Source organism: Thermomonas sp. (assembly GCF_041905325.1).
Classification (GTDB): Bacteria; Pseudomonadota; Gammaproteobacteria; order Xanthomonadales; family Xanthomonadaceae; genus Thermomonas.
Map to the genome: position 1 here is coordinate 351,385 of NZ_JAYRLK010000002.1, position 24,697 is coordinate 376,081.

The 24,697-nt window shown below is 69.2% G+C and carries 21 protein-coding genes and 2 pseudogenes; 15 read left to right on the plus strand and 8 right to left on the minus strand.

The annotated features are described in order from the left end of the window. Positions 1-19 precede the first annotated feature (19 nt). From ACE3OK_RS03835 to ACE3OK_RS03845, 3 genes are all read right to left on the minus strand, one after another. Entirely contained in the window at positions 20-1,000 is a 981-nt protein-coding gene (locus tag ACE3OK_RS03835; protein ID WP_374248220.1) for a restriction endonuclease, read from the minus strand. 160 nt (positions 1,001-1,160) lie between these two features. Beyond that, positions 1,161-1,769, minus strand: a complete 609-nt coding sequence (locus ACE3OK_RS03840; RefSeq protein WP_374248221.1) for a phasin family protein — start codon at positions 1,767-1,769, stop codon at positions 1,161-1,163. Between the two features lie 73 nt (positions 1,770-1,842). After that, a complete protein-coding gene (locus tag ACE3OK_RS03845) occupies positions 1,843-3,108 on the minus strand; it encodes a patatin-like phospholipase family protein (RefSeq protein WP_374248222.1) in 1,266 nt (421 codons plus the stop codon). Positions 3,109-3,195: 87 nt separating this feature from the next. On the opposite strand from ACE3OK_RS03845, the gene ACE3OK_RS03850 reads away from it, so the two are divergent. Next, complete coding sequence (locus tag ACE3OK_RS03850; RefSeq protein ID WP_374248223.1) at positions 3,196-3,915, plus strand: hypothetical protein; 720 nt, start codon at positions 3,196-3,198, stop codon at positions 3,913-3,915. Positions 3,916-3,934: 19 nt separating this feature from the next. Here ACE3OK_RS03850 and ACE3OK_RS03855 read toward each other — a convergent pair whose 3' ends face one another. Further along, positions 3,935-4,717, minus strand: coding sequence for an FHA domain-containing protein (locus ACE3OK_RS03855; RefSeq protein ID WP_374248224.1), 783 nt, complete (start codon positions 4,715-4,717; stop codon positions 3,935-3,937). An 86-nt stretch (positions 4,718-4,803) separates the two neighbouring features. Between ACE3OK_RS03855 and ACE3OK_RS03860 the strand changes: the two genes are divergently transcribed. From ACE3OK_RS03860 to mtnA, 10 genes and pseudogenes are all read left to right on the plus strand, one after another. Next, positions 4,804-5,076, plus strand: a complete 273-nt coding sequence (locus tag ACE3OK_RS03860) for a polyhydroxyalkanoic acid system family protein (RefSeq protein ID WP_374248225.1) — start codon at positions 4,804-4,806, stop codon at positions 5,074-5,076. Positions 5,077-5,193: 117 nt separating this feature from the next. Next, positions 5,194-6,279, plus strand: coding sequence for a 3-phosphoserine/phosphohydroxythreonine transaminase (serC, locus tag ACE3OK_RS03865; RefSeq protein WP_374248226.1), 1,086 nt, complete (start codon positions 5,194-5,196; stop codon positions 6,277-6,279). Beyond that, on the plus strand, positions 6,272-7,498 hold the full coding sequence (gene pheA, locus ACE3OK_RS03870; RefSeq protein WP_374248227.1) for a prephenate dehydratase: 1,227 nt from the start codon (positions 6,272-6,274) through the stop codon (positions 7,496-7,498). The genes serC and pheA overlap by 8 nt, the downstream gene beginning before the upstream one ends. Position 7,499: 1 nt before the next feature. After that, complete coding sequence (gene hisC, locus ACE3OK_RS03875) at positions 7,500-8,612, plus strand: histidinol-phosphate transaminase (protein ID WP_374248228.1); 1,113 nt, start codon at positions 7,500-7,502, stop codon at positions 8,610-8,612. After that, entirely contained in the window at positions 8,609-9,913 is a 1,305-nt protein-coding gene (gene aroA / locus ACE3OK_RS03880; protein WP_374248229.1) for a 3-phosphoshikimate 1-carboxyvinyltransferase, read from the plus strand. Before hisC ends, aroA begins: the two co-directional genes overlap by 4 nt. 22 nt (positions 9,914-9,935) lie before the next feature. Further along, positions 9,936-12,308, plus strand: coding sequence for an NAD-dependent DNA ligase LigA (gene ligA / locus ACE3OK_RS03885; RefSeq protein ID WP_374248230.1), 2,373 nt, complete (start codon positions 9,936-9,938; stop codon positions 12,306-12,308). Between the two features lie 300 nt (positions 12,309-12,608). Next, positions 12,609-12,908, plus strand: a pseudogene (locus ACE3OK_RS03890) (endonuclease domain-containing protein); the annotation flags it as partial. A 267-nt stretch (positions 12,909-13,175) separates the two neighbouring features. Continuing rightward, complete coding sequence (gene epmA / locus ACE3OK_RS03895) at positions 13,176-14,171, plus strand: EF-P lysine aminoacylase EpmA (protein WP_374248296.1); 996 nt, start codon at positions 13,176-13,178, stop codon at positions 14,169-14,171. Between the two features lie 128 nt (positions 14,172-14,299). Further along, positions 14,300-15,028: a DUF3011 domain-containing protein gene (locus ACE3OK_RS03900; RefSeq protein WP_374248231.1), complete on the plus strand. Its 729-nt coding sequence runs from the start codon at positions 14,300-14,302 to the stop codon at positions 15,026-15,028. Between the two features lie 70 nt (positions 15,029-15,098). After that, complete coding sequence (mtnA, locus tag ACE3OK_RS03905; protein WP_374248232.1) at positions 15,099-16,160, plus strand: S-methyl-5-thioribose-1-phosphate isomerase; 1,062 nt, start codon at positions 15,099-15,101, stop codon at positions 16,158-16,160. Here mtnA and ACE3OK_RS03910 read toward each other — a convergent pair whose 3' ends face one another. The 3 genes from ACE3OK_RS03910 to ACE3OK_RS03920 all read right to left on the minus strand — a co-directional run bounded on the left by ACE3OK_RS03910 (position 16,161) and on the right by ACE3OK_RS03920 (position 18,709). Further along, positions 16,161-16,517, minus strand: a complete 357-nt coding sequence (locus ACE3OK_RS03910; RefSeq protein WP_374248233.1) for a hypothetical protein — start codon at positions 16,515-16,517, stop codon at positions 16,161-16,163. It abuts the gene before it with no gap. Beyond that, positions 16,514-17,011 carry a polymer-forming cytoskeletal protein gene (locus tag ACE3OK_RS03915; RefSeq protein ID WP_374248234.1) on the minus strand — a complete coding sequence of 166 codons (498 nt, stop codon included), beginning with the start codon at positions 17,009-17,011 and terminating at the stop codon, positions 16,514-16,516. Before ACE3OK_RS03915 ends, ACE3OK_RS03910 begins: the two co-directional genes overlap by 4 nt. 87 nt (positions 17,012-17,098) lie before the next feature. Further along, entirely contained in the window at positions 17,099-18,709 is a 1,611-nt protein-coding gene (locus ACE3OK_RS03920; protein WP_374248235.1) for a carboxyl transferase domain-containing protein, read from the minus strand. Between the two features lie 85 nt (positions 18,710-18,794). On the opposite strand from ACE3OK_RS03920, the gene rlmD reads away from it, so the two are divergent. From rlmD to ACE3OK_RS03940, 4 genes are read left to right on the plus strand one after another with little or no spacing between them, the layout of a single operon-like run. Continuing rightward, the gene (gene rlmD / locus ACE3OK_RS03925; RefSeq protein WP_374248236.1) at positions 18,795-20,171 is read left to right on the plus strand and encodes a 23S rRNA (uracil(1939)-C(5))-methyltransferase RlmD; all 1,377 of its coding nucleotides are present in this window, start codon (positions 18,795-18,797) and stop codon (positions 20,169-20,171) included. Positions 20,172-20,173: 2 nt separating this feature from the next. Continuing rightward, positions 20,174-20,698 (plus strand): CYTH domain-containing protein, encoded by a 525-nt coding sequence (locus tag ACE3OK_RS03930; RefSeq protein WP_374248237.1) that lies wholly within the window; start codon positions 20,174-20,176, stop codon positions 20,696-20,698. Continuing rightward, positions 20,699-21,766 (plus strand): beta-N-acetylhexosaminidase, encoded by a 1,068-nt coding sequence (gene nagZ, locus ACE3OK_RS03935; RefSeq protein ID WP_374248238.1) that lies wholly within the window; start codon positions 20,699-20,701, stop codon positions 21,764-21,766. Then, positions 21,763-22,320: a hypoxanthine-guanine phosphoribosyltransferase gene (locus ACE3OK_RS03940; RefSeq protein WP_374248239.1), complete on the plus strand. Its 558-nt coding sequence runs from the start codon at positions 21,763-21,765 to the stop codon at positions 22,318-22,320. The genes nagZ and ACE3OK_RS03940 overlap by 4 nt, the downstream gene beginning before the upstream one ends. 139 nt (positions 22,321-22,459) lie before the next feature. On the opposite strand, the pseudogene ACE3OK_RS03945 reads toward ACE3OK_RS03940, so the two are convergent. Further along, positions 22,460-24,695, minus strand: a pseudogene (locus ACE3OK_RS03945) (Tex family protein); the annotation flags it as partial. Positions 24,696-24,697 lie beyond the last annotated feature (2 nt).

The window sequence follows — 24,697 nt, forward strand, 5'->3', positions numbered from 1 at the left end:
CAATGCAGGGGGCGTTGCGTCAGTAAGTGCGGCATTGCTTGAAACGCACCGGCTTGGCGCTGCCGGCCGGTGGCTGCAATTGCACGCGCGAGGCGGCCAGCTCCGGGTAGCGTTCCAGCAGCGGGCACAGCTCGCTCATCGGGTCGGCTTCTTCGGTGCTGAGGTAGACCATCAGGGTGGACTGGGTGGACCACAGCGCGCGGCTGATGCCGAACAGGGTGGCGATGCTTTGCGCCACTTCCTTGCGGCGCTGGTCCAGCGCCTTCGGGTCGGTCGGTACACCGCCGGCATCCATGGCCGGGGTGGCGGGGGCTGCGGCGGGCTTGGCGGCGTGCGCGGCATTCAATACCGAGGGGGGCAGGTCCTGCTCGGCGGCGGCGTTCTGCGCGGTCAGTTGCATGCCTCCCCAGACCAGCAGGCCGACCGCGGCGGCACCGCCCCAGGCCCATGCCAGTGCTTTCGCTGCGGGGGCGGCAGGTCGCGTAGAGGGGGGCGGGGTGGCGGCTTCGTTGCGGGTGACGTAGGGCCGCACTTCCGGCCACAACGCCTCGCCGTCGATCAGTTCGATGTCCTGTTCCTGTGCCAGCCGGATGGCTTCGTCGTCGAAGCGCCCGGGAGTGATCACGATGGCACGCCCGGCCCCGCGCAGGGTGGCGGACTTGGCCAGCCCCAGCAGCGAGGTCGCGCCCACCACCGAGGCGCTGCCGTATTTGCAGGACAGCAGCGCACGCTCGCTGCCGCGTGCCAGCAGGATGTCGCTGCCATCGGTGGGGATGCCGTCGGCAGGCATGCCGTCTTCGATGACCGGGGCGTAGCCGCGGCCATGCATCGCTTGCAGCACCAGCCTGGCGAATTCGCGCCAGTGCAGCTTGGCCAGCAGTTCGGCGTTGCGCTCGCTGGTGGATGCCGGAGTTTGCCGGGCGTGTGCGTGACGCAGCCAATAGGTCAGCGCCAGGCCGACAAGGACGAAAACAAACAGGGCGATCAGGATGTGAGACATGCGGGGGACGGGCCGGAAACGCGAGGTGCGTCACTATACCGGCAGATACGCGAACACATGCCATGGCAGGCCAGCGTGGCCTGCCGAATTGCCCACCAGCCCGGTGGGATCACGGAGGGAGGGAGCGTGAAATGCCCGGGCTGGTGGGGCTTGGGCGGGCTCAGGCGGCGTCGGGTGCGGCCGGGGCGGCGGCAGGCTTGGTGGCCTTGGCACGCGGCTTGGCCGGCTTGGCCGGCTTGGCCGGCTTGGCGGATGGCTTGGTGGCCGTGGCGGCGCGGCGCGTGCCTGCCGGCTTGGTCGCAGGTTTCGGAGCTGCGCCATTGCCCTTGCGCAGGGCATCGGTCAGGCGCTCGACGCGCTCGGTCAATGCATTGAGGTCATCGCGGCCGGGGACGCCCAGCTTCACCAGGGCGCGCTGCACGCGGTCCTCGAACACCTTCTCCAGCTTGTCCCAGGTATCGGCGGCACGCTCGCGGGCCTGGCCGACGTGGCCTTCCACCGCATCGCGCACCACGCCCGCGCGGCTGCCGGCGAACTTGCGCGCGGTCTGCTCCAGCGACAGGCCGTCGCGGACCAGGGTTTCGAACAGCTTGCTGCCTTCGGCTTGCGCGCGGTTGAACGCCCCCATGCCGGCCAGCCAGATCTGCTGCGCCGACTCGGTCAGCGACTTCGTCGGATGTGCGGCGTGCGACTTGCGGGTGCCGGTGGACTTGGCCTTGCCGGTCTTGCCGGTGGCGGTCTTGGCGGCGGATTTCTTGAGCTTGGCCATGGTCGTGCTCCCGCGTCGTGGACGCTTTGCTAGATGAAAGTGGTGGTCAGGATCGTGTGGGTGACTAGAGCATTCACACCATGTCGCGCCGCTGCAGGCGGTGTTCGATGTCGTCGAGCGCGCGTTCCAGGCGGGCGGTGGCGGCGGTGCCGCGCCGGGCCGGCGGCAGGTGGGCGATGATCGAGCGCGGGCGGTCGGCGATCACGTCCTCGCGCAGGCGGATGCCGTGGCGTGCCAGCAGCGGTTCCAACTGCCCGCGGCGTTCGCGCAGGTCGGTCAGGGTGTTGCGGTAGCCCAGTTGGCAGATGCGGCGGCGCGCGGAGTAGCTGAAGATGTTGGTGTAGAACAATTCGCGGTCTGCGGCGTTGGGTTCGAAGACCAATTGGTCGATCTGCGGGTATTGCTGGGGATAGCGCGCCAGCCCGACCTGCATGCGTGACTGCAGCATGGTGCGCAGGGTTTGCGACAGCACGCCGGGCAGCCCGCCCTGGGCAATGCGGCGATCACCGAAGCGATGCGCCTGCAAGTCATCGCCGGCATCGCTGCCGGGGTTGAACGGCACCAGCGGGTTGACCCCCAGCAACAGGTCGATGTCGCGTTCCAGCACGACCGATGCGTGCATGGTGCGGCGCAGGGCGCCATCGACGAAGTGCCGGGTTTGCCCGTTCCGGTCGGGCAGCTCCACCGGCGGATACAGCCCGGGCAGGGCGGCACTGGCCTGCACTGCGCGCGAGATCGGCACGTCGTCCCAGCCGGTGTCGCCGAAGCGCACCGCTTCGCCGCTGTCCAGGTCTACCGCGATCACGTACAGCGGCTGGTCCAGCTTGCGGAAGTCGTTGCTGCGGCCATTGCGGGTGAACACGTCGCGCAGGAAGTGTTCGATTTCGGCGTTGTCGAACAGCCCGGTGGGCACCAGGCTGCCGATCCGGTTGAGCAGGTCCGACCAGCCGGAGTCGCCGCGCCCCGAGGCCAGGTCGCGGGCCAGCCGCGTGGCCAGCCGCGGGATCGACGCGACGCGCCGCAGGTATTCGGCCAGCGCCGGGCGCAGGAAGACTTCCGGACGGAAGCGCACGTCATGGCTGTCGCCGGTGATGAAGATCCGGCACAGCTCGGCGGTATCCATGTGGTTGGCCAGCCCGGCGGCGAAAAACGCGCCGGAGCTGACGCCCACGTAGCAATCCAGCCGGGTCAGGTCGAGCCCGTCGCACGCCTCGTCCAGTGCCCGCAGCGCGCCCAGTTCGTACATCGCGCCCACCGGCCCGCCGCCGGCCACGGCCAAGCCGATCCGGGCCGCGGCGGGGTGGGGTGGGGGGGTGCGGGCGGCGTGCAGTGACAACATGGGCGACAACTCTTGCGGATTGGCCCGAGTGTAGCGCCGTACCATCGAGTATTGCTTCAGTGGGCGTTCGCCGTGGACACTGCGCGGATGCAACGCCGTACCGATCTCCACGCGCGCCTGGCGCGGTCACTCGCGCTCCATCGCCGGCTGTTCGATGCGGGGCACGAACCCCGTAATGCATTGCCGTGGCTCAAGCCCTTGCAGGCGTGGCAGGCACGGCGTCTGGAGCGCAGTTTCGCCACCCTTCGCGCCGACCCGTCGCGGCGTGCGGCGGCGGATTTCTTCCTTGCCGATGTGTATGGAGACCAGGATTTTCGCCAGCGCGATGCCGACATCGCGCGGGTGGTGCCGCGCATGCAGAAGGTGTTGCCGGCGGCGTTGCTGGAAACGCTGGCGGGCGGGATCGCGCTGGCCGCACTCAGCCATGCGCTCGACCTGCGGGTGGCGCAGGCATTGCAAGCGCTGGCCCCGCAGCCGGGGGCGCTGGATGTGGCGTTGTACGCCCGCGCCTACCGGCAGGCAGGTCACCGTCGCTTGCGCGCGTTGCAAATCCGTTTGATCGGCGAGGTGGGGCAGGGCTTGGCGGATGCGTTGCGGATGCCCGGGGTGGGACGCCTGTTGCGGCTGTCCCGGTTGCCCGCACGGGCGGCCGGGCTGGGCGCGTTGCAGTCCTTCCTCGAGCGTGGCTTTGCGGCATTCGCGGAGCTGGACGATGCCGAGGCGTTCATTGCCGATATCTGCGTCGGCGAAACCCGGGTGATGCAGCGGTTGTTTGCCGCCGAGATGGACCCCTTCGGCTTCGGCTGAAGGGCCCGCCCGCGCGGCGTCAGTGCGGCGCGAAGGCCAGCAGCGCAGTCAAGGCCACGGCCAGCAGCAGTGCCGCCACCAACAGCCACGGGATGCGCTGTGTCCAGTTGCGTTGCGGCAGGCTGGGGGGGGCGTCCGCTTCGGCGTGCACCTGCGGGCACGGGGGGGCGGCAACCCCGGGGGGCGGGCCTTCCAGCACGAACCGATGGTGCACGCCGAACGTGAGCTGGTCGCCGTTGCGCAAGACCGCCTCGCGCACCGGCTGGCCGTTCAGCAGGACCTCGGAGGCGGTGCTGCGCAGGACCGCCTGGCCGCCCACCGCTTCCACCCACGCATGCTCGGCGGCTATGCCGTGGCCATCGATGCGCAGGTCGGCGTTGGCGGCGCTGCCGACCCGGCGGGGTTTTTCCAGGCTGAAGCTGCGCCCGTGGTGGGGGCCGCCGACACCCCGCAGGACCAGCCGCAGGTTGCCGGCGACATCCCGGGGCGCGGCCGGAGGGACGGGGCCGCGATCATCGTTGGCCGCCAGCAGCAGCAGTTCGTGTTCGTCCACGTGGATGCTGTCGCCGGCGCGCAGCATCGCCAGCTGGCGCACCGGACGGCCATTGAGGTGCACCCCGCGCTGGTGGTCGGCCACCGTCATCCACGTGCCGCGGCGGTCATGGCAGAGCTGCAGCAGCCATGGCGCATCGGCATCCACCGGGGCCAGCCCGTCCGGGTGCAGGCCCAGCGCCACCATCCCGGTTTCCAGGGCAAGGTCGGGGCGGGGAGTGTTGCGGAAGCGCAGGCGCAAATCGTTCATCGTCGCGCAATCTAGCATGCGTGCGCGCCATTGTTCGCGCCCGGGCATCGCGGCAGAATGCGAGCCCCAGGCAACGTCCAGACGCCATGTCCCGCATCGATATCCGCCACCCCCACACGCTTCCCCTGGCGCAAGCCCGCAAGGCCATCGAGGAGGTGGCGGCGAAACTGGAGGACCGCTTCCAGATCGAATACCACTGGGAGGGCGATACCCTGCATTTCACCCGCAGCGGCATCGACGGCCATATCGCCCTGGAAGACCAGGCGCTGCACGTCACCGCCAAGCTGGGCTTCCTGCAGGCGATGTTCAGGGACCCCATCGAGTCCGAGATCAAGCGGGTATTGGGCGAAAAATTCTGACCGCTGGCGGCGTTTTCGCAGGATGCGAAAACGTCATGGACAGTTTCCGCGGCAACCGCATCCGCAAGCGTGCTGCGCTGCGGCATACTCGGACGTTTCCACCCGACGGATGCCCCGATGTCACGCGCCTACAACTTCAGCCCCGGCCCCGCGATGCTGCCGGAACCCGTGTTGCGCCAAGCGCAGGCCACGATGCTGGAGTTCGGCGACTGCGGCGCGTCGATCCTCGAGATCAGCCATCGCGGCCCGGAGTTCATCAAGGTGGCGCAACAGGCCGAGGCCGACCTGCGCACCCTGCTGGCGATCCCCGACGACTACGCGGTGATCTTCACCGCCGGCGGCGCCACCACGGTGCAGGCGCTGCTGCCGCTGAACTTCGCCGCGCCCGGCCAGCCCTGCGACTACGTGGTCAGCGGCCACTGGGGCAAGACCGCGCTCAAGCAGGCGGCGCACTGCGTGGACGCCCGCACCGCCGTCAGCAGCGAGGCCGGCGGTTTCCGCGACGTACCGGCGCGCGCCGACTGGCAGCTTTCGCCCGACGCGGCCTACGTCCACGTCACCGCCAACGAAACCATCCACGGGGTCGAGTGGCCGGACATCCCCGACGCCGGCAATGCGCCGTTGATCGCCGACTTCAGCTCCTCCATCGGCTCCGAACCGCTGGACCTCGCCCGGTTCGGCGCGGTCTACGCCGGTGCGCAGAAGAACCTGGGCCCGGTCGGCATCAGCGTGCTGATCGTGCGCCGCGACTTGCTGGAACGCGCCGGTCAGCCGCGCGCGCCGATTTTCGACTACGCCGCGCAGGCGAAAGCCGATTCCATGCTGAACACCCCGCCGAGCTGGAACTGGTACGTGCTCGGTCTGACCGTGAAGTGGATGCTGGAGGAAGGCGGCGTGGCCGAGTTCGCCCTCCGCAACGCGCGCAAGGCGGCGCTGCTGTACGCCGCCATCGACGGCTCCGGCGGCTATTACCGCAACGAGGTGGCGCCGGGCGCGCGTTCGCGCATGAACGTGCCGTTCTTCCTGCACGATCCTGCGCTGGACAGGATCTTCCTCGATAAGGCGAAGCAGGCCGGGCTGGTGGCACTGAAGGGCCACCGCGTGCTCGGCGGCATGCGCGCCTCGCTCTACAACGCCATGCCGGAAGCCGGCGTGCAGGCACTGGTCGATTTCATGCGGGAGTTCCAGCAGGCCCATGGCTAAGAAAACCCCGACCACGACGAAAGCCACTTCGAAAAGGGGTGCGCAGAAGGCCGCGGGAAAGCCCGCGGAAAAGCCCGCGAAAAAGCCCGCGAAAAAGCCCGCGAAAAAGCCCGCGAAGAACGCCGTGGCTGTTGCCGAGCCCAAACTCGACCTGGCCCAGGTCCGCGCGCAGATCGACGGCATCGACCTGCAGATCCAGCAGCTGATCGCCGAGCGTGCCAACTGGGCGCACCAGGTCGGCCGGGCCAAGGGCAAGCTGGCGGCCGCGGTGGATTACTACCGTCCCGAGCGCGAGGCGCAGGTGCTGCGGCGGGTGGTGGACCGCAACGATGGCCCGCTGGCCGACGACGTGCTGGTCCGGCTGTTCCGGGAGGTCATGTCGGCCTGCCTGGCCCAGCAGGAGCCGTTGAAGATCGGCTACCTCGGCCCGGAGGGCACCTTCAGCCAGCAGGCGGTCTACAAGCATTTCGGCCATTCCGCGCACGGCCTGCCGCTGGGCAGCATCGAGGAGGTGTTCCAGGAGGTCGCCAGCGGCAGCGCCGACTTCGGGGTGGTGCCGGTGGAGAATTCGGGTCAGGGCACCATCCAGGTGACCCTGGATCTGTTCCTGACCTCGCCGCTGCGCATCTGCGGCGAGGTGGAGCTGCGCGTGCACCAGTACCTGCTCTCGCGCAGCGGGCGGCTGGAGGACGTGGAGCGCATCTTCGGCCATCCGCAGGCGCTGGCGCAGGCCGGTGGCTGGTTGCGCACCCACCTGCCGGGAGTGGAGAAGATCCCGACCTCCAGCAATGCCGAGGGCGCGCGGCGTGCGCGCAACGCCGACGATTCGGCAGCCATCGCCGGCGAGTCCGCGGCGGTGGTGTACGGCCTGCGCAAGATCGCCGGACCGATCGAGGACCGCAGCGACAACACCACCCGTTTCCTCGTGATCGGACGGCAAGCGTTCCCGCCGTCGGGCAACGACCGCACCTCCCTGCTGGTGTTCATCCGCGACCGCCCTGGCGCGCTGTACGGCGTGCTGGAGCCGCTGGCCCGCCGCGGCATCAGCATGAACCGGATCGAGTCGCGGCCCGAGCACGGCCACAAGTGGCAGTACGCGTTCTTCATCGACGTGGCCGGCCACTGCGAGGAGTCGCCGTTGAAGGACGCGCTGGCGGAAATCAACGCCGCCGGTGACGAAGTGCGCGTACTGGGTTCCTATCCGGTGGCGATCCTCTGAGATGATCGACTTCGCTTCGCTTGCCAACGCCGGCATCCGCGGACTGCGCGCCTACGATCCCGGCCACGATCTCGTCGCGCTGCGCCGCGCCGCGCCGCGGCCGCTGCTGGAGCTGGGCTCCAACGAGAACCCCCTCGGCGCCAGTCCGCTGGCGGTCCGCGCCGCCATCGCCGCGCTGGCCGGCGCGCATGTGTATCCCGATCCGCTGGGCGGCGACCTGAAGCGCACGCTGGCGGACAGCCTGGGCGTCGACAATGCCGGCATCGTGCTGGGCAACGGCTCGCACGAATTGCTGATGCAGTTCGCGCAGGTATTCGCCGGGCCGGGCGACGAGGTGGTGGCTTCGCAATACGGTTTCGCGGTGTATGCGCTGGCCGCGCAGGCGGCGGGCGCAACCCTGCGGCTGGCGCCCGCCTTGCCGCGCGACCACGCGATGCCGCGCGGCCATGACCTCGATGCGCTGCGCGCGGCGATCACCCCGCGCACCCGGCTGGTGTATCTCGCCAACCCCAACAATCCCACCGGCACCTGGTATTCCGGCGCGGCGTTCGAAGCCTTCCTCGAAGCCGTGCCGGCGGAGGTGCTGGTGGTGGTCGACGAGGCCTACGCGGAATTCGTCGATGCGCTGGAATACGCCAGCGCGCTGCCGCTGCTGGCGACGCATCCGAACCTGATCGTCACCCGCACCTTCAGCAAGGCGCATGCGCTGGCGGGCCTGCGGGTGGGCTACGCGCTGGCGCATCCGCACTGCATCGCGGTGATGGAACGGGTGCGCGAGAGCTTCAATGTCAATGCGCCAGGGCTGGCGGCGGCGCAGGCGTCGCTGGCCGACGCCGCGCATCTTGCCGCCTCGCTGGATGCCAACCGCGCGCAGCGGCAGGCGCTGGCCGGCGCGCTGCGCGCGCGCGGGCTGGCGGTGTCGCCCTCGCAGACCAATTTCCTGCTGGTCGAGTTCGGCGATGACACCGCCCGCGTGGAGGCGGCGCTGCTGGCGCGCGGGGTGATCCTGCGGCCGATGGGCGGCTACGGGCTGGGCGATTGCCTGCGCATCACCGTGGGCACGCAGGACGACAATGCGCGGCTGCTTGCCGCGCTGGACGAGGTGCTGGCGTGAGTGGGGCGAAGGATTGGGTGGCGCGCACGGGCGTGCCACTGCGCGGGATGCTGGCGATCCCCGGGGACAAGTCGATCTCGCACCGGGCGGTGATGTTCGCGGCGCTGGCCGACGGCGTCTCCACCATCGACGGCTTCCTGGAAGGTGAGGACACCCGCGCCACCGCGGCGATCTTCGCGCGGCTGGGCGTGCGCAGCGAGACGCCATCGCCGTCGCGGCGGATCGTGCACGGCGTCGGCGTCGATGGCCTGCGGCCACCCGCTGGCCCGCTCGACTGCGGCAACGCCGGCACCGGCATGCGCCTGCTGGCGGGCCTGCTGGCGGCGCAGCGGTTCGATTCGGTGCTGGTCGGCGATGCCTCTTTGTCGAAGCGCCCGATGCGGCGCGTGACCGTGCCGCTGGCCAAGATGGGCGCGCGCATCGATACCGAGGACGGCGGCACGCCGCCGCTGCGCATCCACGGTGGCCAGCCGCTGGTCGGCACCGACCACATGCTGGAAGTGGCCAGCGCGCAGGTGAAGTCGGCGCTGCTGCTGGCCGGGCTGTACGCCGCTGGCGAGACCGTGGTGCGCGAGCCGCACCCCACCCGCGACTACACCGAGCGGATGCTGTCGGCGTTCGGCGTGGACATCGCCTTTTCGCCCGGTTTCGCGCGCCTGCGCGGCGGCCAGCGCCTGCGTGCCACCGACGTGGCGGTGCCGGCGGACTTCTCCTCGGCGGCGTTCTTCCTGGTTGCGGCCAGCATCGTGCCGGGTTCCGAATTGCGGTTGCGACAGGTGGGGTTGAACCCGCGCCGCACCGGCCTGCTGCAGGTGCTGCGGATGATGGGCGCGGACATCCGCGAGGAACATGCCGCCATCCACGGCGGCGAGCCGGTGGCCGACCTGGTGGTGCGGCATGCGCCGCTGCGCGGCATCGAGGTACCCGAGGCGCTGGTGCCGGACATGATCGACGAGTTCCCGGCACTGTTCATCGCCGCGGCCTGCGCCGAGGGGGCCACCGTCGTGCGCGGCGCGGCGGAACTGCGGGTCAAGGAATCCGACCGCCTCGCGGTGATGGCCGCCGGCCTGCGCACGCTGGGCCGGCGCGTGGATGAAACCGCCGACGGCGCGACGATCCATCCCGGCCCGCTGGGCAGCGGCACGGTCGAAAGCCACGACGACCACCGCATCGCCATGGCCTTCGCGGTGGCAGGCCAGCGGGCCGCTGGCGACGTGCACATTCGTGATGTTGCCACGGTGGCGACCTCCTTCCCCGGCTTCGACGTGCTGGCGCGCGATGCGGGGTTCGGGCTGGAGTAGCCGGTGAGGCTAAAATCCGGTCATGACCGCATCACCCGCCGAACGCGCCGCCGAGCTGCGGAAAAAACTGGAAGACGCCAGCTACCGCTACCACGTCCTCGACGCGCCGGACATCCCGGACGCCGAGTACGACCGGATGCTGCGCGAACTGGACGAACTGGAAGCCGCGCATCCGGAACTGGCGACCGCCGAATCGCCCACCCGGCGCGTCGGCGGCGCGCCGTCTGGCAGGTTCGCCGAAGTCCGCCATGCCATCCCGATGCTGTCGCTGGGCAATGCGTTCACCAATCCCGATCCGAAGCCTGGTGAAGACCCGGACAAGGAAGTGCGCGATTTCGTGCGCCGCATCGACGAAACGCTGGACCGCGGCGCACTCGCGTTTTCCGCCGAGCCCAAACTCGACGGCCTCGCCATCAGCCTGCGCTACGAGCACGGCGTGTTCGTGCAGGGCGCCACCCGCGGCGACGGTGCCAGCGGCGAGGACGTGACCGCGAACTTGCGCACGCTGAAGGCGATTCCGTTGCAGCTGCGCGGCAGTGGCTGGCCGGACGTGCTGGAAGTGCGTGGCGAGGTCTACATGCCCCGCGCCGACTTCGAGAAGTACAACGCACACGCGCGCCTGCACGGCGGCAAGGTGCTGGCCAACCCCCGCAATGGCGCCGCCGGTTCGCTGCGCCAGCTCGATCCGGCCGTCACCGCGCAGCGGCCGCTGAGCTTCTTCGCCTACGGTATCGGCGAGGTTGCGGGCGGCGCGCTGCCGGCCACCCATTCGGCCACGCTGGCGCTGCTGCGCGAATGGGGATTTCCGGTCAGCGACCTCGCTACGGTGGTGACCGGCGTCGACGGGCTGCTGGCGTACTACCAGCGCATCGGCGCGGCCCGCGACGGCCTGCCGTTCGACATCGATGGCGTGGTCTACAAGCTCGACGACTACGCCGGCCAGCGCGAGCTGGGCTTCGTGTCGCGGGCACCGCGCTGGGCCATCGCGCACAAGTTCCCGGCCCAGGAACAGATGACCGTGCTGGAGTCGATCGAAGTCAACGTCGGCCGCACCGGCGCGGTGACGCCGTGGGCGCTGATGAAGCCGGTGCAGGTCGGCGGTGTCACCGTCACCCGCGCGACGCTGCACAACGCCGACCACGTTGCGCGGCTGGACGTGCGCAATGGCGATACGGTGATCGTGCGCCGGGCCGGCGACGTGATCCCGGAAGTGGTGCAGGTGGTGCTGGAGCAGCGGCCAGCCGGTACGCAGCCGTGGTCGATGCCGATGCGCTGCCCCGTCTGCGGCGCGGAGGTGGTGCGCGAGGAGGGCACCGCGGTGTGGCGCTGCTCGGGTGAACTGAGTTGCCCGGCGCAACGGGTGCAGGCGGTGTTCCACTTCGCTTCGCGCCGCGCGATGGACATCGACGGCCTCGGCGAGCGCTACATCGAATCGCTGGCCGAATTCGGCTATCTGCAGGACGTGTCCGACCTGTATCGCCTGACCCTCGATGACCTGCTGGAAATGAAGCGGCGCGCCGACGAGCGTGACGGCACCGTGCCGGAGACCGTCAAGGCCGGCAAGGTGGCGACCAAATGGGCCGACAACCTGATCGAGGCGATCGACCGCAGCCGCGACACCACGCTGGCGCGTTTCCTGTTTGCGCTCGGCATCGAACACGTCGGCGAAAGCACCGCCAAGGCATTGGCGCAGTGGTTCGGCGACCTCGAACTGATCCGCCACCTGCCGTGGCCGCTGTTCAAGCGCGTGCCCGACATTGGTGGCGAAGTCGCGCGCGCGCTCGGTCATTTCCTCGACCAGCCCGGCAACCAGCAGGTGATCGACCGCTTGCTGGCGCGCGGCGTGCGCATCACCGATGCGCGTGCGCCGAATCCGAAGCTGGCCGAGGCGCTGGACCTGGCGACGCTGCTGGTCGATCTGGAGATCCCGAAACTCACCGAATTGCGTGCAAGCCAGCTTGGCAGCGCCTTCGCCGACGCACAGGCGCTGCTGGATGCGCCCGTGCACAACCTGGTCACCGCCGGCCTGCCCGCAGAGACCGCCGGCGCGCTGGTTGCGTGGCTGGAGATCGAGGCCAACGCCGGGTTGCTGCTGCGCGCCGCGCAGGCGCAGGCGGAGCTGCGCGCGCGCCTGCCCGAGCGCAGCGCACAGGCGGTCGGGCCGCTGGACGGCAAGACCGTGGTGCTGACCGGCACGCTGGCGTCGATGGGGCGCGACGAGGCGAAGGAGAAGCTCGAGGCGCTGGGCGCGAAGGCCGCCGGCAGCGTGTCGAAGAAGACCTCGTTCGTGGTCGCCGGCAGCGAGGCCGGTTCCAAGCTGGCCAAGGCCGAGGAACTTGGCATCGAGGTCTGGGATGAAGCGCGCCTGCTGGTATTTTTGGCGCAGCATGCCTGACAGCCCCCCTCACCCCAACCCTCTCCCCCGCAGGCGGGGGAGAGGGGGCAGGGCAGGTGGGGAAAAGAGGGGCTGAATGCCAGCTGTTTTGCTGTGGCTCCTTCTCCCCCGCAGGCGGGGGAGAGGGGGCAGGTGGGGAAAAGAGGGGCTGAATGCCTGCTGCTTTGCTGTGGCTCCTTCTCCCCCGCAGGCGGGGGAGAGGGGGCAGGTGGGGAAAAGAGGGGCTGAATGCCTGCTGCTTTGCTGTGGCCCCCTCTCCCCCGCCTGCGGGGGAGAGGGGTGGGGTGAGGGGGGAAGTGGATGGACAACGCCAAACACATGCGCGCCGAGCCGACCGATGCCGAACAACGGCTCTGGTCGCATCTGCGCAACCAGCAACTCGGATACAAGTTCCGCCGCCAGCACCGCGTCTGCGGCTACGTCGCCGACTTCGCCTGTGTCGAACGGAAACTGGTCGTGGAGGCCGATGGCGGGCAGCATCTCGATCGGGCGGAGTACGACCGCACGCGCACCAGCGCCTTGCAGGCGGCTGGTTATCGGGTATTGCGGTTCTGGAATCACGAAGTGCTCGGCCAGACGGAAGACGTGCTGGATGCGATTTGTCGGGCGCTGGCGGAGGGTTCCGTGCAGCCGGGGCATGGGCTGACGATGCGTGGCAAGGGCAGTCGTTTTTCCCCCTCACCCCAACCCTCTCCCCCGCAGGCGGGGGAGAGGGAGCAAGGCAGGCGCAGTACCGTGACTGCCCAGCGGGCGGGGGAGCAGGGCAGGCGCAGTACCGTGACTGCCCCGCAGGCGGGGGAGAGGGAGCAGGGCAGGTGCAGTACCGTGACTGCCCCGCGGGCGGGGGAGCAGGGCAGGCGCAATACCGTGACTGCCCCGCGGGCGGGGGAGAGCGAGTTCTGGAAGCCGGCTGCGACATTCGATGCGTTGCGCCTGCGCGCCGCCTTCAATCGCCTCGTGCGCGAGTTCTTTCATTCCCGCGCTGTGCTGGAAGTGGAAACCCCGGTGCTGTCGCGCTCCGGCAACACCGAACCGAACATCGCCTCGTTCTCGCTGCAGTTTTCCGGCCGCACCGACGGCGCGCCGCGCACGCGCTGGCTGCGCACTTCGCCCGAATTCGCGCTCAAGCGACTGCTGGCGGCGGGCATCGGCGACTGTTACGAGCTGGGCCGCGTGTTCCGCGACGGCGAGGCCGGCGGCCGCCACAACCCCGAGTTCACCATGCTGGAGTGGTATCGCGTCGGCTGGGATCACCTGCGCCTGCTCGATGAAACCGTGGCGCTGATCCGCGCCGCGCTGGCGCTGGTGGGGCGCGACGCCGTGCCGGTGGTCACGACCTTCCGCGATCTGTACTGGCAGCACCTCCAGCTCGACCCGCTGACTGCCGACGTCGATACCCTGCGCAGCGCGCTGGGCGAGGTGCGCATCGATCCCGAGGGCCTGACCCGCGACGATTGGCTGGACCTGCTGATGACCCACCGGCTGCAGCCGCTGTTCGGCAGCGACGTGCTGCTGGCGGTGCACGACTGGCCGGCCTCGCAGGCGGCGCTGGCGCGCATTCGCGAAGATGATCCGCCGGTGGCGGAACGCTTCGAGTTGTATCTGGGCCCGCTGGAGCTGGCCAACGGCTACCACGAGCTGCGCGATGCGCAGGAGCAGCGGGCGCGCTTCGAGCGCGATGCGCAGGTGCGCGCGCAGCGCGGTCTGCCGGCGATCCCGCTGGATGCGCCGCTGCTGGCGGCGCTGGAACACGGCCTGCCGGCTTGTGCCGGGGTGGCGCTGGGGGTGGACCGGCTGCTGATGGCGTTGCAAGGCACATCGCGGATTGCCGAGGTGCTGGCGTTCGACTTCAGCCAGGCCTGAATGCAAAACTGAATGCGTGGTATCCGAATCCGGGGGAGATGCCGGATTTTTGCCCGCGATTCATCCGGGTTGCTTACAGTCCATGCACGAGGATCGCGCCCATGCCGGGCCGAGTGAGGAGGAGGATCATGCGTACCTTTATTGCTGCTGCGGTTGCCGTGCTGGCCGCGTTTGCTGCCGCTCCCGTGGCGGCCCAGTCCTACCTGCCGGATGGTTATCGCGGCGATGTGGTGCGCTGCGAGTCCATCGACGGCCGCACCCGCGAGTGTCCCGCCAGTGGTGGACGCATGATGCTTGAGCGTCAACTGTCGCGCAGCCCCTGCATCGAAGGCCGTACCTGGGGGCAGGGCCGGCGGGGCGTTTGGGTGTCGGATGGTTGCCGCGCCGATTTCCGCGTGTTCGGTTATGCGGGCGGCTACGGCGGCGGGTATGGCGGTATCGGGCAAACCGTGCGCTGCGAATCCGATGACGGGCGCTTCCGTCGTTGCAACCTTCCAGACCGTGGCCGTGCGCAGTTGATGCGGCAGCTTTCCCGCTCGCCGTGCATCGAGGGGCGCAGCTGGGGGGGCGACCGTGGCAGCGTGTGGGTCACGGATGGTTGCCGGGGCGAATTTGCCGCCGCCCGCGGCGGCCATGGCGGCGGCTGGGGGAACTCCGACTACGGCGATCGTGGCCGCACGTTCCGCTGCGAATCCATCGACGGCCGCTACATCGAATGCGCGGCCAACACCCGCGCCGGGGTGCAACTGTTGCGGCAATTGTCCAATGCCGCATGCATCGAGGGGCGTACCTGGGGGTATGGAAACCGCGGCATCTGGGTGGCGCAGGGCTGTCGCGCGGAGTTCCGCAGCTTCTGATGCCTGCCTGGCGGGTGCGGGCATGCCGCACCCGCCAATGCGTGACTCCGGTCATGGTTAAAATGGGCGCATGAATGGACTCGACATCGATTACGACCGTTACGACCATGTGCGCCCGATCCGCTGGACTGGAGACGCGCTGGAACTGCTGGACCAACGCATCCTGCCGTATACCGTGGTTCATGCAGCATGTCGCAGCAGCGACGAGGTGGCCGAAGCCATCCGCGCGTTGACCGTGCGCGGCGCGCCCGCCATCGGCATCGCCGCAGCCTGGGGCGTGGTGCTGGCCGGACGCGGGCTGGAAACCGGCGACCCGGTTGACGCCGCGCGGCAACTGGAGCCGGCCTTGCAGCGCCTGAATGCGGCCCGTCCCACCGCCGTCAACCTGGCCTGGGCGCTGACGCGGATGCGCCGCGTGCTGGCGGGTGCCGGCCGCGACTGGTGCGATGCGCTGGAACGGGAGGCCCGCGCCATCGAGGCCGAAGATCTTGCCGCCAATCGCGCCATGGGGCGTGCCGGTGCCGCGCTGATCGCGTCCGGCAGCGGCGTGCTGACCCACTGCAATACCGGCTCGCTGGCTACATCCGGCTTCGGCACCGCGCTGGGCGTGATCCGCGCCGGCGTGGCCGACGGCCGCATCGCGCGCGTGTTCGCCACCGAAACCCGGCCGTGGAACCAGGGCGCGCGGTTGACCGTGTGGGAGTTGGCGCAAGACGGCATCGATGCCACCCTGATCGCCGATTCCGCCGCCTCGCACCTGATGAAGACCGGGCAGGTGCAGTGGGTGGTGGTGGGGGCCGACCGCATCTGCGCCAATGGTGATACCGCCAACAAGATCGGCACCTATCAGCTGGCGATCGCCGCGAAGCATCATGGGGTGAAGTTCATGGTGGTGGCACCGTCCTCCACCGTGGACATGGCCACGGCGCAGGGCGATCTCATCGAGATCGAAGAGCGCGACCCCGGCGAACTTCTGTCCTACAAGGGCCGTCGCACCGTGGCCGAGGGCGTGCGTGCCTGGAATCCGGTCTTCGACGTCACCCCGCATGGCTTGATCGATGCCATCGTGACGGAGCGCGGGGTGCTGGAACGGCCCGATGCGACGCGGATGCAGGCGTTGTTCGGCGCTTGATCAATGCCGCAGCCGGCGTTTGCCGGCCGCTGCGGTGGTTGCTTCCACGGTCACGCTGAAGCTGTGTGGTGCGCCGGGGAAGACTGCGCCCACGCCGGCGACGTGGCGGGCGGTTTCTTCGCCGCGTTCATTGCGGACCACCACCACCACGGTGTATTCCAGCGCATCCGAGCCGGGGGCCTCGAGATTGCCTTCCACCTTCAACGGCACGCTGCGCTCGCTGGCGGCCGTGGCCGGGGTGTCGAAACGCAGGTGGCCACGGCAGGCCGGGCAGACCGCCGCGCTTTCCAGGATCAGCGCCTTGCAATGCGGGCAGGGGCGGGTGGCGCCCGCCACGCCGCTGCGGGCGGCGCTCATGCGGCGCTGCCGTTCTCCGGCTTCGCGGCGGGCTTGTCGTCCTTGCCCCAGCCGCATTCGACGTGGCCGCGGATGCGGCTGCCGGCCGCCACGGTCAGGCTGCCGGCCTTCAGATCACCGTTGATGACGCCGGTGGACAGCAGTTCCACCTGTTGCGCGCCACTGATGTTCCCCTCCAGGTCGCCGGCCAGCGTCACCTTGTTGGCGGATACGCCACCGGAGACCTTGGCGCCTTGGTCGATACCCAGGTTGCCCTGCACCTTGATGTCACCCTTGAACTTGCCGGCGATGCGGATATGGCCACTGCCTTCGATCTTGCCTTCGATGGTCAGGTCCGAGGCGATCACCGACTCCCGGGCGGGTGTTTCCACGGCGCGCACGGAAGAGGGGGTGTTGGCCGGTGCCGGATCTGCCGCCGGGGGCGGCGGAGCGAAATCGAAGCGGGTGCTGTCATTGGCCTTGGGGGCCGGGCTCGTGTCTTTCCAGATGGCCATGCGCAGTCTCCTCGGGGCGAACTCCCGAGGCTATCACCATTTACAGCATCTTGTTGCCTGAATACGCGAACTCCGGCGTGGCCCGCATCACATCCGGAACACGCCGAAACGCGTGCGATCTTCGATCGGCGCATTGAGCGATGCCGACAACCCCAACCCCAGTACGCGGCGGGTATCGGCGGGGTCGATGATGCCGTCATCCCACAGCCGCGCGGTGGCGTAATACGGGTTGCCCTGGTCTTCGTATTGCTGGCGAATGGGCGCTTTGAACGCGTCTTCCTCGTCCGGCGTCCAGACCCCGCCCTTGGCCTCGATGCCGTCGCGCTTGACCGTCGCCAGTACCGATGCCGCCTGCTCGCCGCCCATCACGGAAATGCGTGCGTTCGGCCACATCCACAGGAAGCGCGCGCCGTAGGCGCGGCCGCACATCGCGTAGTTGCCGGCGCCGAAGCTGCCGCCGATCACCACGGTGAACTTGGGCACGTGCGAGCACGCCACCGCGGTCACCATCTTCGCGCCGTCCTTGGCGATGCCGGCCTGTTCGTACTTCTTGCCGACCATGAAGCCTGTGATGTTCTGCAGGAACACCAGCGGGATGCCGCGCTGGTTGCACAGTTCGATGAAGTGCGCGCCCTTGAGCGCGGATTCGGCGAACAGGATGCCGTTGTTGGCGACGATGCCGACCGGGTAGCCGTGCAGGTGGGCGAAGCCGGTGACCAGGGTCTTGCCGTAGCGCGCCTTGAACTCCTGCAGTTCGCTGCCGTCGACGATGCGGGCGATGACCTCGCGGATGTCGAACGGACGGCGGGCGTCCTTCGGCACGATGCCGTACAGCTCCTCGGCGGCGTACAGCGGCTCGCGCGCCGGCTGGGTCGCCACCGGCAGCACCTTCTTGCGGTTGAAGGTGCCGACGATCCCGCGCGCGATTTCCAGCGCGTGGCGGTCGTCCTCGGCGAAATGGTCGGCCACGCCTGAAATCGAGGTGTGCACGTCCGCGCCGCCCAGCGTTTCGGCATCGACCACTTCGCCGGTGGCCGCCTTCACCAGAGGCGGGCCGCCGAGGAAGATCGTGCCCTGTTCCTTGACGATCACCGATTCGTCGCACATCGCCGGCACGTAGGCGCCGCCGGCGGTGCAGCTGCCCATCACCACCGCGATCTGCGGGATGTTTTCCGCGGAGAGCCGGGCCTGGTTGTAGAAGATCCGGCCGAAGTGCTCCTTGTCCGGGAACACCTCGTCCTGCAGCGGCAGGAAGGCGCCGCCGGAATCGACCAGGTAGACGCAGGGCAGGCGGTTCTCGCGGGCCACTTCCTGCGCGCGCAGGTGCTTCTTCACCGTCATCGGGAAGTAGGTGCCGCCCTTGACGGTGGCGTCGTTGGCGACGATGACCACCTCGATCCCCATCACCCGGCCAATGCCGCAGATCATGCCGGCGGCGGGTGCGGCATCGTCGTACATGCCCTCGGCGGCCAGCGGCGCGATCTCGAGGAACGGCGCGCCCGGGTCGAGCAGGGCATCGATGCGCTCGCGCGGCAGCAGCTTGCCGCGGGCGGTGTGCTTGGCGCGGGCCTGTTCGCCGCCACCGTCAGCCGCGCGCGCCAGCCGGCGGTCGAGTTCGGCCACCAGTGCGCGGTGGAAGGCGGCGTTGTCGAGGAAGTCCTGCGAGCGGAGGTCAAGCTGGCTGGTCAGCGCGGGCATGCGGCGTATCCATGATTCGGCAAAACGCTAAGGATACCGCCTGCGTCCCCCTGCGCTCTCGGGCTTTGTGCTCAGGTCTGCGACAATGGCCGGCCACCCAGCAACCTTTCGTCCCGTGGCCCGCCTCGACCAGACCCCGAAAACCGTTTCCATCCGCGATCTCAGCCATGACGGTCGCGGTGTTGCCCACTGGCCGGACGGCCATCCGCAGGCCGGCAAGGCGGTGTTCGTGGCCGGCGCATTGCCGGGCGAAACCGTGTCCGTGCAGCAGACCGCGCGCTCCAAGCATTTCGACGAAGCCAGGACGCTGGAGGTGCTGCAAGCCTCCCCCGACCGCGTGACCCCGCGCTGCCCGCACTTCGGCGTCTGCGCCGGCTGCGTGTTGCAGCATCTGGAGGAGGGCAAGCAGATCGCCTACAAGCAACAGGTGCTGCTGGACAACCTGCAACGCATCGGCCATGTCGCACCCGGCGCAGTATTGCCGCCGCTGCAAGCGGACAGCTGGGGTTATCGCCGCAAGGGCCGGCTGTCGGTGCGGCGGGTGGAAAAGAAGGACAAGACGCTGGTGGGGTTCCGCGAAACCGACCCGCGTTTCGTCGCCGACCTGCGGCAGTGCCATACCGTCATCCCGCAGTTGGGCTTCAAGCTGGACGCGCTGGGCGCGCTGGTGGACGGGATGGACGCGCGCCGCGACATCCCGCAGATCGAGTTCATCGCCGGCGATGCCGCCATCGCGCTGGTGTTCCGGCACCTGCAGCCGTTGTCGGAGGCGGACCGGGCGAAGCTGGCCGCGTTCGGGCAGGCGCATGGGTTCGCCATCTTCCTGCAGCCCGGCGGCAACGATTCCGTGCATCCGCTCGGCGGGGAAGTGCCGCAGCTTTCGTTCCGGCTGCCGCAGTGGGACGTGGAGCTGCTGTTCCGCCCGCTCGATTTCATCCAGGTCAATGCCAAGTTGAACGCGGCGATGATCGCCCGCGCGCTGGACCTGCTGGACGTGCAGCCGGGCGAACGCGTGCTGGACCTGTTCTGCGGGCTGGGCAACTTCACCCTGCCGCTGGCGCGCGCGTCCGGCGACGGCGCGGTGATCGGGGTGGAAGGCGACGCCGGGCTGGTGGCGCGGGCGCGTTTGAATGCCGAGCACAACGGCATGGGTAACGTGCAGTTCTTCGCCGCCGACCTGGCCCAGGACCTGGCCGGGCAGCCGTGGCTGAAGCAGGGGTTCGACAAGCTGCTGCTGGACCCGGCCCGCGCCGGTGCGATCGAGGTGCTCAAGCAATTGCCGCTGAAGGGCCTGAAGAAGATCGTCTACGTCAGCTGCCACCCGGGTTCGCTGGCGCGCGATGCCGGCTGGCTGGTCAACGAGGCCGGCTGGACGCTGCGCGAGGCGGGCGTGATGGACATGTTCCCGCACACCGCGCACGTCGAATCCATCGCGGTGTTCGATCCGCCGAAGAAGAACTGAGCATGGGCATCGAGATCGAGCGCAAGTTCCTGCCGCGCAACGACGGCTGGCGCGCGGCGGCGCACAAGGTGGTGCCGATGGCGCAGGGCTACCTCAATGACCTGGCGCTGGTGGACTCCGGCGCGATGCGGGCCTCGGTGCGGGTGCGCATCGAAGGCGACGCTGCCTTTCTCAACATCAAGTCGCGCGAACTGGGCACGACCCGGCAGGAGTTCGAATACCCGGTGCCGGTGCCGGAGGCGCGTGCGCTGCTCAAGTTGTGCGTGGGCGGGCTGGTCGAGAAGAACCGCCATTACGTCGAGCATGCCGGCCATTTGTGGGAAGTCGATGAGTTCCTCGGCGACAACGCCGGGCTGGTGGTGGCCGAGATCGAGCTGGCGGGCGAGGACGAAACCTTCGCGCAGCCCGATTGGGTGGGCGTCGAAGCCACCCATGCCGCGCGCTACTACAATCTGGCGCTGGCCTCGCGCCCGTTCTCGCAATGGCGCGAGGACGAGCGCGCCGCCCGCGACCTGGAGAATGCATAAATGCTGGTCATCGGCCTTGGCGGGCACGTCCTGACGCCGCGCGAACACGAATGGTTGCAGCACGATGCCTGCGCCGGCGTGATCCTGTTTTCCCGCAATTTCGCCAGCCGCGCGCAGGTGGCGGAACTGGTGCAGGCCATCCGTGAAGCCACGCCGCGCCCGTTGCTGCTGTGCGTGGACCAGGAAGGCGGCCGCGTGCAGCGCTTCCGCGAAGGCTACAGCGCGCTGCCGGCGTTGCAGGGATTCGAGGCGTTGTACCGGCGCGATGCCGATGCCGCGCTGGCGTTGGCGCGCGAGCACGCCTGGCTGATGGCCAGCGAAATCCGCGCCACCGGCATCGACCTCAGTTTCGCCCCGGTGGTGGACCTGGGGCGCGGCAACCGCGCCATCGGCAACCGCGCCTTTTCCGCGGACCCGCAGGTGGTGGCCGCGTTCGCCCGGGCCTACGTGGCGGGCATGCACGAAGCCGGCATGGTCGCCACGCTCAAGCATTTTCCCGGGCATGGCTCGGTGCAGGAAGACACCCATTTCGACATGGCCAACGACCCGCGCACGCTGGAGGAATTGCGTGCTGCCGACCTGTTGCCGTTCGTGGCCGGCATCGAGGCCGGCGCGCAGGCGGTGATGATGGCGCATGTGACCTACCCGCAGGTGGCACTGGAGCCGGCCGGGTATTCCGCGCGCTGGATCGGCGGCATCCTGCGTGGTGCGGTTGCCGATGGCGGGCTGGGATTTCGCGGCGCGGTGTTTTCCGATGACATCAGCATGGCGGCGGCGCATGCGGCCGGCGGCATCGCGGCGCGCGTCAACGCGCACCTGGACGCCGGATGCGATGCCGTGCTGGTCTGCCATGTGGATGTGGTGGACGAGGCCTTGCAGGCGATGGCCGGACGCGTGTCCAACACCCTTGCCTTGGCGGCATTGCTGGGGCGCGGAGCGCCAGGCTGGGATGCCTTGCTGGCCGACCCACGCCGGCCCGCAGTGCAGGCCAGGCTGGGGGATTTGCATGAAACCGTGCTGGACGCAGGTGCGCGTTCCGGTGCCAATACCGTGGGAGACGTGGCATGACCGTACCGAAGTTGACCGACGCATTGGCGTCGTCGCACCTGCTGTTCGACCGCGCGGCGCTGGAGGCGGCGATCGAACGCATGGCCGACGCGTTGCGCGATGCCTATGCGCCTGGCGAGGTGCCGCTGTACCTCACGGTGATGAACGGTGGCATGCCGTTCGCTTCGCAGCTGGCATTCGCGCTGGGCGAGCGCGGGCTGGACTTGCAGTTCGATTACCTGCATGCGACCCGCTATCGCGGCCAGACCAGCGGTTCCGGGCTGGCGTGGTTGCATCGCCCGGCTACGCCGCTGCGCGACCGCAAGGTGCTGCTGGCCGACGACATCCTCGACGAAGGCCACACCCTGCTGGCGGTGAAGCAGTGGTGCGAGGATCAGGGGGCGGCCGAAGTGCGCATCGCGGTGCTGGCGGAGAAAGTCCATGGCCGTTGCGTCGATGGCATCCGTGCGGATCACGTCGGCGTGCAGGTGCCGGATGCCTTCGTGTTCGGTTACGGCATGGACTTCCATGAGCAGGGCCGCAACCTGCCTGGGATTCACGCCCTGAAGGACTGAGCGCCGTCGTCGAGGCAGGCGGCGGCGCCCATGCGGGTTCAGTTGCGCCGCAGTCCTTTCAAGGCATCCGCCATCGCACTGTTGAACGGGGCCTTCTGCTGCGCGGCCTGCATGGCTTTGGGTGCGGGGCGGCTGTTGCGGTCGTCGCGACGTGGGCCGCGTTCGTCGGGACGCGCCTCGCCCACCGGATCGTCCATGCGCCGGGTCAGGGCGATGCGCTTGCGCGCCACGTCCACCTCCAGCACCTTGACCTTGACGATATCGCCGGCCTTCACGACTTCGCGCGGATCCTTCACGTAGCGGTCGGACAGCGCGGAGATGTGCACCAATCCGTCCTGGTGCACGCCGATGTCCACGAACGCGCCGAACGCAGCAACATTACTGACCACACCCTCCAGCACCATGCCGGGCTTGAGGTCGCGGATGTCCTCAACCCCGTCTGCAAAAGTGGCGGCCTTGAACTCCGGACGCGGGTCGCGGCCGGGTTTCTCCAGCTCCTTCAGGATGTCGCGCACGGTGGGTTCGCCGAAGCGCTCGTCGGTGAACTGCGATGGCTTGAGCGAACGCAGGAACGCGCTGTCGCCGATGATCTGCTTCACCGGCTTGCCGCCGGCCGCGAGGATGCGCTCGACCACCGGATAGGCCTCGGGGTGCACGGAAGAGGCATCGAGCGGTTGCTCGCCGTCCATGATGCGCAGGAAGCCCGCGCACTGCTCGAAGGTCTTGTCCCCGAGGCGCGGCACCTTCAGCAGCGCCTTGCGCGACTTGAACGCGCCGTTGGCATCGCGGTGCGCGACGATGTTCTCCGCCACCGTGGCGGACAGGCCGGAGACCCGCGCCAGCAGGGCGCTGGAGGCGGTGTTCACGTCCACGCCGACGGCGTTCACGCAATCCTCCACCCGCGCATCCAGCGCGCGCGCGAGGCGGTACTGGTCCACGTCGTGCTGGTACTGGCCGACGCCAATCGCCTTGGGTTCGATCTTCACCAGTTCGGCCAGCGGATCCTGCAGGCGGCGGGCGATGGAGACCGCGCCGCGCAGCGACACGTCGAGGGTCGGGAACTCCTTCGCCGCCAGCTCCGAGGCCGAATACACCGATGCCCCGGCTTCGCTCACCACGATCTTCTGCGCCTTCAGCTCTGGCACCAGCTTGAGCAGGTCGCCGGCCAGCTTGTCGGTCTCGCGCGAGGCGGTACCGTTGCCGATGGCGATCAGCTGCACGCCGTGGGCGAGGCAGAGCTTCTTCAGCGTCGCCAGCGACTGGTCCCATTGGCGACGCGGCTCATGCGGATAGATGGTGTCGGTGGCGACCAGCTTGCCGGTGGCATCCACCACCGCCACCTTGACGCCGGTGCGCAGGCCGGGATCGAGGCCCAGCACGGCCTTCGGGCCGGCCGGCGCGGCCAGCAGCAGGTCCTTGAGGTTGTCGCCGAACACGGCGATGGCCTCGCCCTCGGCCTTCTCGCGTGCCTGGTTGAACAGGTCCAGCAGCAGGTGCATGTGGATCTTGGCGCGCCACGCCAGCCGCACCGCGTTGCGCAGCCAGGTGTCCGCGGCGCGGCCGCGCGTGTCGATGCCGGCGTGCAGGGCGATGCGCCCCTCGGCGTACTGGTGACCCGCCTCGGCATCCGTACCGGGGTCGAGGTCCAGCTGCAGGAATTCCTCGCGCCGGCCGCGCAGCAGCGCCAGCATGCGGTGCGAGGGGATCTTCGCCAGCGGCTCGGCGTGGTCGAAGTAGTCGCGGAATTTCTCCCCCGCGGCCTCCTTGCCGTCCACCACCTTCGCGCGGATCAGGCCTTCGCGCGCCAGCCACTCGCGCAGTTCGCCCAGCAGCGCGGCGTCCTCGCCCCAGCGTTCGATCAGGATCGCACGCGCGCCTTCCAGCGCGGCCTTGGCGTCGGCGACGCCCTTGTCGGCATCCACGAAGCCGGCGGCGAACTCTTCCGGCACCTGCGTCGGGTCGGCCAGCAGGCCGTCGGCCAGCGGCTCCAGCCCGGCTTCGCGGGCGATCTGGGCGCGGGTGCGGCGCTTCTGCTTGTACGGCAGGTAGAGGTCTTCGAGGCGCGACTTGCTGTCGGCGGCGTCGATGTCGGCGCGCAGCGCGTCGGTCAGCTTGCCCTGCTCTTCGATGCTGGACAGGATCGCGGCGCGGCGGTCCTCCAGCTCGCGCAGGTAGGTCAGCCGGGTTTCCAGGTTGCGCAGCTGGGTATCGTCCAGCCCGCCGGTGACTTCCTTGCGGTAGCGCGCGATGAAGGGGACGGTGGCGCCTTCGTCCAGCAGCCCCACCGCCGCCTGTACCTGCGCGGGCTGTGCGCCGATTTCCCCGGCGATGGTGGAGGCGATCTTGCGGGCGAGGGCGGGGGAAACGTCGGTCATCG